The following is an 11,310-nucleotide window of genomic DNA, read 5'->3' on the forward strand; positions in this document are numbered from 1 at the left end:
AGATATCAATGGAAATTAAATAAGATGACCCCTGTACAATACAGAGATCATCTTAATCAAGCAGCCTAAGCGTCCTTTTTTATAAATGTCCTTTACAAAGGGTACATTTCAATATTGAAGTTCCCTTTTTCTATTTAACCTCCCGTTACGATCGTTAATTCACTCTAACAATTGAGGCAGTAATCTTTGGACACTTATTCAAAATGCAATTTATAATCTTCTGCTTTAACCATATTTAACTTTTTAGAAAAATAATGAATTAAAGTTACATTTAAGATGATTGGCAAAATGAAGAACATACTTAACATGATAGAAATATTTTTTATTGTCCATCCACCTTCAGCTAGATTCATATAATTCAATGGTCCAACCAAACCAGATAAACCAAATCCGGCGCTATATGGCGTACCTTGAATATTTAAAACGCCGGCTAATGCTCCCAGAATTGCTGCTGTAATTAACATTGGTAACGCAATTTTAGGCTTCATGAAGAAGTTTCTCATTTGAATCTTTGGCGAACCTAGTACGTGCGCTAGCGCTGTTCCTAGAGAGTTTGCTTTATAACTAGCGAAGGCTAAACCGACACCGGCTGCTACGACTCCTAAATTTGCAGCGCCCGAACCAACGCCAGAAAGCATAATAACCGTCGCTACTCCCACTGTTGAAATAGGAGATAAAATGATTAGGCAGAATGCGACCGAAATCAGCGCACCCATTATAATCGGCTGTAAAGTTGTCAATTTCGCCACCAATTCCCCTAGTAATCCAGTCGCGTCTTGAACAAAAGGCAAGATTAAATAACCTATCATTCCAGGTATTAAAATGCTTAAAGTTGGCATTAACAGAATTGAATATTCTTTCAGTCTATTCCCGAGAACTTGTACGAATAATACTGCTAATCCTGCTGTCACCCCTGCGTTAACAACAACACCAATTCCGTTCAGAGTGAACAGGCCGTCAGCTGTTTTTTGGACAACTCCACTCCCAATCATTGTTGCAATTCCTACACTGGCTGTTTGGATCGATGACAATTTGAACGTTATACCGACCATAACCCCAATCATAACAGGTAGCATACTCATTACGATTACCGTCATATCTAAAATACTTTGTAACATAGGATAATGAGGAATAAATAATTTTAAGATTTCCCCTAATAGCGCATTCGGAATTAATGAAACAACAATCCCAATACTCATCCCCGTCAATAGCTTGCTGAAAAAATCCCTCATAAGTTAAAACTCCCATCCATACATATTCAATATCCTTATATAGTTTTATAGTATAGTGAAAATTCAGAAATTAATCAACTTAGATGCTTTATTACTTTAAAGCGAATCCGCGTTAAAACTTTCAATTATTCTTTGATCAGAAAAGGAACATCCAAAATTTTTCCGATTGAACACGTGAAAAAAGGTTAGGATTTATATTGTTCACCCTAACCTTAAGTATTCTTTTCAGTCATTTCTTACCATATAAAAATCAACTAATTTTAAAAACACTCGACCTAAATTCAGCAATGCCCGCTCATCAAAATCAAAGCGCGGGTGATGGTGCGGAAATTGCGTTTCTACTTGTTCATTGCTTGCTCCTACGAAAAAGAATGCGCCCGGCCGCTGTTCTAAGTAGTAAGCAAAGTCTTCTGCTCCAAGGGCAATGCCTTTTTCTATAAAAGCATCGGGTGAGAATGTTTCTGTTACAATCTTCTCAATCAGTAAAGCTTCCTCTTTATGATTCACTAAAACAGGATAACCATGAAGATAATCCAACGAATAATCGATGTGATCGGCTACTTTTATCCCTTCCAAAATGGCCCGGATTTCCGACTCGATTTGCTTTCGTACTTCTGCATTTAAAGAACGAACGGTTCCTTCGAGCACTGCTGTATCGGCGATGATATTAAAGGCTGTTCCGGCATGGAAGCTTCCGATTGTCACGACAGCCGGTTCAACAGGACTGATTCTTCTGCTCACAATCTGCTGCAGATGCCCGACCAGTTGACTGCCGATTGCGACCGTGTCAATGGTTTGATGCGGTCTTGCTCCGTGTCCTCCACGGCCTTGCAACGTAATTTTAAACGCGTCAACCGATGCCATGACAGCTCCGGATCTTGTTGCAATCTTCCCGATTTGATATTCTGTTGCAAGATGACCTCCGAATACATAATCCACACCATCCAAAACGCCATCTTCAATCATAAATTTTGCTCCGCCTGGAGGTTTCTCTTCAGCAGGCTGAAAAATGAAAACAACTTTACCGTTTAATTGCTGTTGTTTGCTGCTTAACACTTTCGCTACCGCAAGCAAACTCGATGTGTGGCCATCATGGCCGCAAGCGTGCATCACACCTTGCACTTGAGATTTATAGTCCGCAGTTTTCTCATCTTGAATCGGCAAGGCATCAAAATCTGCTCGAAAAGCAATCGTTTTGCCAGGCCTGCCGCCTTCTATCACACCAACAACACCATTTCCCCCGACTTTCTCTTTAACTTCAATACCAAATCTCTTTAGCTGATCGGCAATGAATTTCGCTGTATTCGTTTCTTGGAACGATAACTCAGGATTTTGATGTAGGTATCTTCTCCACGCAACCATTTTACCGTAATATTCTTTAAATTCCTCGTAAAAGCTTTCTGCCAAACTATTTCACCTCTTTTATAATTTTAAGGACGCACTCAAAAAGAAATCATCGCTCCACGTTCATCAAATACTGAATCCGGATTCCAAGCAACTTCCCAAAGATTGTTTTCCGGGTCTGAAAAATAAGCGGTTCTCCCTCCCCAAAAGGCATCACTCGCCTGCTTTTCTAATCTCATCAATTGTTGTATCAACTTCTTCAGGTTTATTTACGTTAATAGCAAACGTTACTCCTCGAAAGCTATCTACGTTTTGACTGATTTCAACTCCCGCATCCTTTGCCAATTCCTCAATCGGAAATATGGATAGAATAACACCCGCCGTTTTAAAGGCAGCGTAATGATCAGAACTTATCTCTGTTTCTTCCCATCCTAATTTTTTATAAAACGAACGTAAAACCGGCAAATTGAATGCACCAATCGTAATTAAACTGACTCTCTGCAATACCATTACTATTCCTCCCCATCTTGGATAAGAAATAATTTCAACAAAATGATTTAATAATCCTGCTGTCAGTTCGGATAAGAAACGAAAGACTGCCTTAAAAGACATGACGCCTCCTGCGTGTTCTTCCTTTTTATCATTTCATTGCTTGTAACGTTTCCTTTGTCCAATGATAAATTAATGTTGTATTGTATCTTGTTGAACTTTAGAAATTAAAAAACATCATTTCGCACTATTTTGGCACGAAATGATGTTTTTCTATTGTGGAATTTATTCTACTCCAGAAAGTCTTTTAAACGTTTGCTTCTGGATGGATGACGAAGCTTTCTAAGAGCTTTCGCTTCAATTTGGCGAATACGTTCTCTTGTAACACCAAACACTTTGCCAACCTCTTCTAGAGTTCTTGTTCTTCCATCGTCTAGCCCGAATCTTAAACGTAAAACATTTTCTTCACGGTCAGTTAGTGTATCAAACACATCTGCCAACTGCTCTTTTAACGATTCAAAAGCAATATGTTCTGAAGGCGATGTCGCATCTTGGTCTTCTATAAAATCACCTAAATTTGAATCATTTTCGTCACCAACCGGCGTTTCTAATGATATCGGCTCTTGTGCAATTTTTAAAACCTCACGAACCTTTTCGGGCTCTAAATCCATTACCTTGCCAATTTCTTCAGGTGATGGTTCTCGTCCTAGTTCCTGTAATAATTGACGTTGTACGCGGGTTAATTTATTGATTGTTTCAATCATATGAACTGGAACACGAATGGTACGAGCTTGGTCTGCAATTGAACGCGTTATCGCTTGACGAATCCACCACGTTGCATACGTACTGAATTTGTATCCTTTTTGATAATCAAATTTTTCAACCGCTTTAATTAAACCCATGTTACCTTCTTGGATCAAATCAAGGAATGACATGCCTCGTCCAACATAGCGTCTTGCAATAGATACAACTAGACGCAAGTTGGCTTCAGCTAACCGATTCTTCGCTTCTTCATCTCCTTGTTCAATACGTTTAGCCAGTTCGATTTCTTCTTTTGCAGATAATAAATCTACGCGTCCGATTTCTTTTAAATACATATGAACAGGATCATTAATTTTAACACCTGGAGGAACACTTAAATCATTAAGATTAAGTTCCTCCTCCCTTTGAAACCCTTTATTATCATCATCTTCACCAGATTGATTCATTACTTGAATCCCTTGTTCCGTAAAGAACTCATAATATTCATCCATTTCATCTGATTCGATTTCAAAATTACCAAGTTTCTCAGCAATCTCCTCATATGTTAGAACTCCATTTTTTTTACCTTTTTCTATAAGCTGTTCTTTTGCTTGTTCTAGTGTAATTTCCAATTCTGCGCTTTTAATTCTTGTTGTATTTTCAGCCATAGAACGCCGTCCTTTCAAAATTCACAATAACTTTTATAACTTCTATTTATTTACAGCATGAATATAGTGTACCGTTTCAAATGCTTTTAAATAATCTTCGCGATCATTGAAAAATTGCGATTGAATAGTTTCCGGAGATAAATGTTCAAAAATTAACAAGCCAACTTCTTCTAACAATGATTCCATTTCCTTGTATGTGAAATGAGATTTCATCGGCTCACCACTGGCAGCGGCCAATTTGACCATATTTTCTACACGATTTGATAAACCTTTTTCCTTAAAGAGGTTTTCATTCGCATAATCGAATACAATCGAGCTGCCTTCTGGCATTTCTCGGAAAAGAGAAGTGAGTGTTTGTTTGAGTTCAGTTTTCGATAAATAATAGGACACACCGAGCAAACTAAAGAAAGTTTTTTCTCTTTTTACTCCGTTTTCAAATAAAAAATCGGTTGAAATATTTTTTGTAAAATCGCAAGGAATAAAACGCAAATTAGATGGCAAAGTTAAATCAGATTCTTGTAACCTATCTATTTTAAATTGTTGTGTTGTTGGAAAATCAACCTCATAAATGGATAGTTTATCTTCGAGTTGAGGGTAGCGTAGAGCAAACGTATCCATGCCCGCACCTAAAATAATATATTGAGAAACACCTAATGAAACTTCTTGAAGGAGCACTTTTTCACAAAATGCTGCGCGTGCTAAAGGTGTAGGAGAAAGCTGTACTTGAGTAACCCATTTTAAGATTTCATCCGGCTGATCTTTTAACTTTATAGCCACATCAGCATTAAAAAAGCTAATGCCTTTTGTCATATTCTTTTTTACAGTTTCAAATTCCTGTTCAGATAAAAGTTTAGGGGCAATAAAATCGTCAAAAATAATAGGGGTATCAAAAAGGTGATGATAAGCTCGACCAAAGGCAGAGATTAAGGATGTTAAACTTGCTTCATTTGATTTCATAAATAAAACCCTCCGTTTATTTTTCCACAGAACGATTCTATTATATCACAGCAATTTTTTATTATAACACAAAAATATTTTTTTGTCAATCAAACAAACTTAAATGTTTTCTCCACTTCCTATTATAAATACTCGCATTTATAACATTCCACAAAACTCTTTACACTATATCTCATTAACAGAATAGATAGAGCCAATGTTCTGTGAATTCCTCATCAGTCCATCGGCTCTCCATTTCGTTTTTATATCATTATTTCTTTCACAAGATTCATTAGAGTTCTTGCGTTTTCTTTTTAAAGACAAATATTGAAACAACCACGATTATAATTGCATAGCCTATTACCCACCATAGATGGGGAAACATGCCTTCATAATATCCGTTTAATACAGCTTTTCCGACTTCAACCGCATGGACAAACGGCAATGCATTAGCAATGTTCTTGAAAACTCCTCCTACTAACTCCAAATCAAACCATACACCTGATAACCATGCTGATAGATTAGTAAGGAGAGCGCCACAAATTCCTACTGCGGCTTTTTCACTAAACAATGTTCCACAAATTAGACCAATCCCAATATAAATCAATGCCATAGGTATCAATATGAGAATCACCGCAAAAATTGTTAAGGAAAAATCAAGTCCCAGAAATAAGGAAGCAAACAGACAAAGCGCTACTTGTATGACTGACATTATAACCAAAGGCAGCATGTACCCTAAAATAAAGTTTTGAGATGTCATCGGTGTTGTAAATAATCTCGTTAAAAAAGAACTAGCACGATCTTTTGCTACTACTTGTGCCGTAAATGTTGCCATAAAAGAAAGACCGAACACTGCAATCCCTGGTGCTAATGAAGAAATATTAAATAAGTCTACAGGGATACTACGGTTAATCACTGTTAAAAGTAAAAGTAGAATAAGAGGAAAGGCTAAACCAAAAAATAATGAAATAGGATCTCTAATAATTTCCTTCATTACTCGTTTAGCAAAAATGAGTGTTTTCATACTAGCCCCTCCCTTGTGACAATATTCACGAAGGCATCCTCGAATGTTTCAGTGTTTGCTATGTGCTTCAGTTCTTCAACTGTTCCAATTGCCTTTATTTGTCCATCTTTCATGATACAAATACGATCACATAAAGCTTCTGCTTCTTCTAAATAATGGGTTGTTAAAACAATGGTTGTTTTTTCTTTCAATCTATTAATGAGTGCCCATAATTCCCGGCGTCCTAATATATCTAAACCTAATGTAGGCTCATCCAGAAACAATATTTTCGGTTCTGAGATAAGTGCAAGAGCAATACTGAGCTTCCGCTGCCACCCACCGGACAAAGTTTTACTTTTCTGATTTTCATATGGTTGTAATGAGAAAGCATCAATCATGCTGGCTGTTTTATCTTTCACCTCTGATTTTGAGTATCCATGAATGCCAGCCATTAACTCCAAGTTTTCACGAACTGTTAAATTAGGAGCAATCGCAGTTTCTTGCGGGGAAACTGCGATAATTTCCTTTACTTGTTCTTGATTATTTTTAATATCATATCCAAGTATGGAAGCTTGACCGCTTGCAGGGGTTGTTAAACCGCACAGCATTTTAATTAACGTTGTTTTCCCAGCTCCATTTACACCTAATAAACCAAACAATTCTCCCTTTTTGATTGAAAATGATACATGATCAACAGCCATTTTTTCATTAAATTTTTTGGTTAAATGATCAATTGAAATGGCATATTCCATCATTCATCCCCCTTTTCAAACGGTGTTTTCACGAAATTTAAGAATGCATTCAGCATTTCTTCCGGTACAATGGCCAGGCCTCGGTCTTCATCCCCTAAAATAACGAGAGAATCACCCGGTTTTATTTGAAATAAATCACGCGCTTTTTTAGGTACAACAATTTGCCCGCGTTCTCCCATTTTAGCAACACCAAAAAAATGCTTCCCTTTCGGTGGTACAATTAAGCTGGTATCTTCACCATCAAAGTTCACTAAATTATCAAGAGTCACGTCATACAATTTAGCTAACGCCTGACAATGTCCGAGGTCAGGTGTTGATTCGCCTTTTTCCCATTTCGCAATCACCTGTCTTGAAACATTGATCTCTAAAGCTACCTCTTCCTGTGTCAATTTATGATGCAATCTCAAGTTTTTCAAATTCGTACTTATCATACTTTTCATACCTCCTATTTTTTAGTATGAACCATTTTCACAATACCCTCAACCAACAATCGATAACAGTGATGTTACTATTCGTGGCATAACTTGTTGAAATGAATTAAGTTAATACTATTCATTCCCAATCTATATAGATTTTGCAGTTGTTTTTTTTAATAAGTCTTGGCTTACACAATCGACATAGCGGTATGACATTCCAGTCTTTCACGGAACAACAGCCTTTCTGTCATCCTAATCCTATATACTATAAGCTTTTACTTGAAGCTAACACCACCCTTAGACATTAACAATAAAATAAAGCCCAAACCCTTGATACTGCTAGGTTTGAGCTTTATATAAAAACCATCTGAGATGGATTGTCCCCGACCCCATCCCTGTCAATTTTAAGAATTGTCTTTTATTCAGTACTTTTGCATAAATGCTTTCCATTAAGTCTGTTAAATCAGGGCCGTTATGAGTATTTATGCAAATGGAATCTCTTAATTCCATCGTTTCTAGAAATTCTGTGCAATTTTTGTGCAGTCTGTATAAATGAATTTTCGAGAGATGCGGTAGGGTGTAACTTATATTTAGCTACTCATTCCTTGTATGCGGACTGTATTTAACAATGTGCTATGTATAACTAAGTGGATACGAAGGAAATCAAGGGCCTTTAATAACTTTAGATATTCACATAAAAATTACTTTTTCTGTTAAATTATGAAACTCAAAAATTGCATTTTCACTTGCTTCTACCGTTCTCTTTTGTTTAATCATATGTGATGTGTTATCTGTAAAAAAAGTTGAATAATCAAAGTCATAAATATAAATAGGTGTACTATCTTTTGCACTTCCGGTTTGTTGAATACCATTCAAATAATCCCTAGATATAATACCGCCTTCTTTTCTGTACCATATGTTATGTATTCCCTAAAAGTTCCGTTTTTAGAAGGTAAATAATCTAGTAAATTATAATCTGACATTTTATCTAACTTAATTTCAGAAGTCTTACCACATCCCATTAAAAATACACTTAAAGATGCAATAACAATCAAAATATTTTTCACAAATTCCCCTCACAATACTTTAAAATCTCGGAATATATTCTTTTAGATAAAATCCATTTGCTAATCGTGAAACATGAACAGGTGGTGTTCGATTTGAATTATCCTCAAAATAATATACAGCCTTATTCTTTAAAAACCGATTCCAAATATCCTTTTTTCTGGTCTTATATTCCTTATCGCTTCCCCATGCAACAATAATAGTATCAGCACTCTCTATTGCCGACTGTATAGAGCTGTCGTTCTCCTTACCAATAAAATCAGGTTTTGCAGACAGTTTCTTTGAGTCAGTTTCTATAAAGGCAAATAGATTCACAACTTCTAATGAACCGTAATTATTATCAATACAGAAGTTAAGACAACGGTTAATAGATAAATCATTTTTCAGGACATTTGCTATACTTGGATTAAGCATAACAATAGTTGCTTTCTTTAAGTTCCTATCCCAAATTCTAGTTAATGAATATCTAAAAGTAGGATTTTTATAATTATCAAAAGTTGCATCAAACTCCATTAACATTCCCATATAATCACTCTCCTAGCCTATGAATATAAACTTTCTGTTTCTACACCTTCAAAAGTTGTTTATTCATTTTCTAATGTTTCAAACACCACATTAATTTTGGATTTCTTCCTAACTAGCCGCTTCCAGTACATAAAACTGATATTGATTAGGATCATCCGCTAACAATTTAACAATTCCTTCTCCATGTTCTCAAATCTTTGTTCTTCCAACCCGGCAATCAAGCGCTTAAAAAAATCGACCAAAAATATAGGTCTTATAACTGCTTAAATTAACAGACCAACGTATGAAGTCGGTTGATTTTCATAAAATACGATTCTAATTCATGTAGTATCGAAATACTCATTCAATCAACTATTTTCCTTCAAACTCATCCTTCGCTTCTTTTTTTGATTTTTCTAAAACACCTTTTGCTTCATAAGTTGTTTTTCCATCAATATAATATGCTATTGCAGCTTGTCCAATTGCATAGGTTCCAGAATATGCTATTGCACTGCTAATAACCGATCCTGAAGATGGCACTACAAAATTTAATAATTTGGCCCCTTGTTGTGCAACAAAGCGAAGCGCTACACCTAAAGCAGCTACTCCCCCTACGGCAACAATGAATTCTCTGGCGGCTTTCCCATTAATTTGTTTACCGTTTATATATGCAATTATCGTAACTTCTATAATTTGTATAGGCAATAAAATAGCGATATCACTAAGCGGTATAGGGGTTACAGCAACTGCTGCACTAGCCATAGAGAAGGATTTCACCATTCTATTGGCAATTTTTTTTATCGCTACTTCAATTTTATTGGTAAGTATTAGATATACCGCTGCCCGAAAATCCATATTCTCTTCTAGAAAATTTACTAGTTTATCGATATTATAACGCCCATCAAATTCAATAGTTAATTGACTCTGTTCTTCCCGACTTAATATTTCAGGTTCTTCATGACTCCATTCAATATAAGATGAAACCGGAATGATAAATGAATCATTTATTCCTACTTCATTAAGGACTTTACGTACTTGTTCCTCTTTAATTTTTATATTAGCTTTTTTCTTCTCTGTATAACGGTCAGGCTCTTTTATTCGAGATGGCTCAATATCATCAATTCTAGTGATTACAGTAACTAATGGAACTTCTATTTCAAGGTCTTCGTAAAATTCCTTTAAATAAAGAGAATCTTCTTTTAGAGTAGATCTATCTGCACCATTAGTTAATAATAAAAATGCATCTGGTTCAAACTCTTCTATAACCTTTTTAAAGTCATCTTCTGCTGAAGAGTCTTTGACTTGCAGCGATTCTTTAATCCCTCGAGTATCAATAATTTCAAAAATCACTTCACCGTTTGATTCATAATTATAAGATTCATAAACTTTTGTCCCCACTTCTATCGCACTTGTTTTGGCAAGATACTTACCGAAAATTGCATTGATAAGACTACTTTTTCCAACACCTGTACGCCCTGTCAATACCAATCTTGGTGGTCTTTTTTCTTTAATACCTGTTATGATTTCATTTATTTCTTCTGATTTCATCATCTTTAAAACAGTTTCTTTAACTTTCTTAGGAATTGCAAAATCTAAATTATCTATTAAGGTTTCAACTGATTCTAGTGTTTTAACTATTTGATTTAATCTTGCTTCTAATATTTCTTTATTTTTCATGGCATATCATTCCCTTATAATAGTTTTCAGCTACACAATATTCCTAATACTAGCAATTCCCTATAAAGCTAGTTATATTATACTATATATACCATACCCAGTTTATAATATTCAGGAAACTAAGGATAAAACAACATAAACAGCTGACAACGATGCCAGAAATATATTAAGACCAAATCAATCAGTAAGTCGTAGACAATTACCTGATTCCTAATTGTTTAGCAAGTTAAATACTGTAATCTGTTATCACTTTATAACAAGTTAATATGCATCATTTTTTATTATAGTTCCCTTTCCAAATAGTGGATGTTCAACAATATCTCCTTGAAAATAAGTGAATATTAACAAACACCAAACAGGCGAATGACCTTTTTTAATAAAGATACAAAAAAGCCCCAATCCCTTGCAGTACAAGAAATTAGAACTTCCTAAAAAGTGAAGGTTCCGGCGGGGCTCGAACCAGCGACCTCTACCCTGTCAATC

General features: G+C 35.6%; 14 protein-coding genes. 1 reads left to right on the forward strand and 13 read right to left on the reverse strand.

The genetic code is table 11. The features are described from left to right. Nucleotides 1–69 (forward strand): IS3 family transposase (locus IEO70_RS20445; protein ID WP_407948906.1); only part of this gene is annotated, 69 nt, incomplete at its 5' end. Between the two features lie 125 nt (nucleotides 70–194). Here the strand turns inward: IEO70_RS20445 and IEO70_RS11015 are convergent. The 13 genes from IEO70_RS11015 to IEO70_RS11070 all read right to left on the reverse strand — a co-directional run bounded on the left by IEO70_RS11015 (nucleotide 195) and on the right by IEO70_RS11070 (nucleotide 10,827). Next, nucleotides 195–1,232: a PTS transporter subunit IIC gene (locus tag IEO70_RS11015; RefSeq protein ID WP_190998433.1), complete on the reverse strand. Its 1,038-nt coding sequence runs from the start codon at nucleotides 1,230–1,232 to the stop codon at nucleotides 195–197. A 225-nt stretch (nucleotides 1,233–1,457) separates the two neighbouring features. Then, nucleotides 1,458–2,639 (reverse strand): M20 metallopeptidase family protein, encoded by a 1,182-nt coding sequence (locus IEO70_RS11020; protein ID WP_407949119.1) that lies wholly within the window; start codon nucleotides 2,637–2,639, stop codon nucleotides 1,458–1,460. A 35-nt stretch (nucleotides 2,640–2,674) separates the two neighbouring features. Next, on the reverse strand, nucleotides 2,675–2,818 hold the full coding sequence (locus IEO70_RS20025; RefSeq protein ID WP_235973585.1) for a VOC family protein: 144 nt from the start codon (nucleotides 2,816–2,818) through the stop codon (nucleotides 2,675–2,677). Next, nucleotides 2,790–3,188 (reverse strand): VOC family protein, encoded by a 399-nt coding sequence (locus IEO70_RS20030; RefSeq protein WP_235973586.1) that lies wholly within the window; start codon nucleotides 3,186–3,188, stop codon nucleotides 2,790–2,792. The genes IEO70_RS20025 and IEO70_RS20030 overlap by 29 nt, the downstream gene beginning before the upstream one ends. A 167-nt stretch (nucleotides 3,189–3,355) precedes the next feature. Then, complete coding sequence (gene rpoD / locus IEO70_RS11030) at nucleotides 3,356–4,474, reverse strand: RNA polymerase sigma factor RpoD (RefSeq protein WP_190998434.1); 1,119 nt, start codon at nucleotides 4,472–4,474, stop codon at nucleotides 3,356–3,358. Nucleotides 4,475–4,516: 42 nt separating this feature from the next. Then, entirely contained in the window at nucleotides 4,517–5,431 is a 915-nt protein-coding gene (locus IEO70_RS11035) for a class I SAM-dependent methyltransferase (protein WP_190998435.1), read from the reverse strand. A gap of 271 nt (nucleotides 5,432–5,702) precedes the next feature. After that, nucleotides 5,703–6,434 (reverse strand): ABC transporter permease, encoded by a 732-nt coding sequence (locus IEO70_RS11040; protein WP_190998436.1) that lies wholly within the window; start codon nucleotides 6,432–6,434, stop codon nucleotides 5,703–5,705. Next, nucleotides 6,431–7,165 carry an ABC transporter ATP-binding protein gene (locus IEO70_RS11045; RefSeq protein ID WP_190998478.1) on the reverse strand — a complete coding sequence of 245 codons (735 nt, stop codon included), beginning with the start codon at nucleotides 7,163–7,165 and terminating at the stop codon, nucleotides 6,431–6,433. Before IEO70_RS11045 ends, IEO70_RS11040 begins: the two co-directional genes overlap by 4 nt. Beyond that, nucleotides 7,165–7,596 carry a helix-turn-helix domain-containing protein gene (locus IEO70_RS11050; protein ID WP_190998437.1) on the reverse strand — a complete coding sequence of 144 codons (432 nt, stop codon included), beginning with the start codon at nucleotides 7,594–7,596 and terminating at the stop codon, nucleotides 7,165–7,167. The genes IEO70_RS11045 and IEO70_RS11050 overlap by 1 nt, the downstream gene beginning before the upstream one ends. A 675-nt stretch (nucleotides 7,597–8,271) precedes the next feature. Next, on the reverse strand, nucleotides 8,272–8,457 hold the full coding sequence (locus tag IEO70_RS11055; RefSeq protein ID WP_190998438.1) for a hypothetical protein: 186 nt from the start codon (nucleotides 8,455–8,457) through the stop codon (nucleotides 8,272–8,274). Next, a complete protein-coding gene (locus IEO70_RS11060) occupies nucleotides 8,454–8,648 on the reverse strand; it encodes a hypothetical protein (RefSeq protein ID WP_190998439.1) in 195 nt (64 codons plus the stop codon). Before IEO70_RS11060 ends, IEO70_RS11055 begins: the two co-directional genes overlap by 4 nt. 19 nt (nucleotides 8,649–8,667) lie before the next feature. Next, on the reverse strand, nucleotides 8,668–9,171 hold the full coding sequence (locus IEO70_RS11065; RefSeq protein ID WP_190998440.1) for a DUF1643 domain-containing protein: 504 nt from the start codon (nucleotides 9,169–9,171) through the stop codon (nucleotides 8,668–8,670). A gap of 351 nt (nucleotides 9,172–9,522) precedes the next feature. Beyond that, complete coding sequence (locus tag IEO70_RS11070) at nucleotides 9,523–10,827, reverse strand: GTPase family protein (protein WP_190998441.1); 1,305 nt, start codon at nucleotides 10,825–10,827, stop codon at nucleotides 9,523–9,525. Between the last annotated feature and the right edge of the window lie 483 nt (nucleotides 10,828–11,310).

The sequence above is a fragment of the Peribacillus faecalis genome (assembly GCF_014712675.1).
In the GTDB taxonomy this organism is placed as follows: domain Bacteria; phylum Bacillota; class Bacilli; order Bacillales; family DSM-1321; genus Bacillus_AD; species Bacillus_AD faecalis.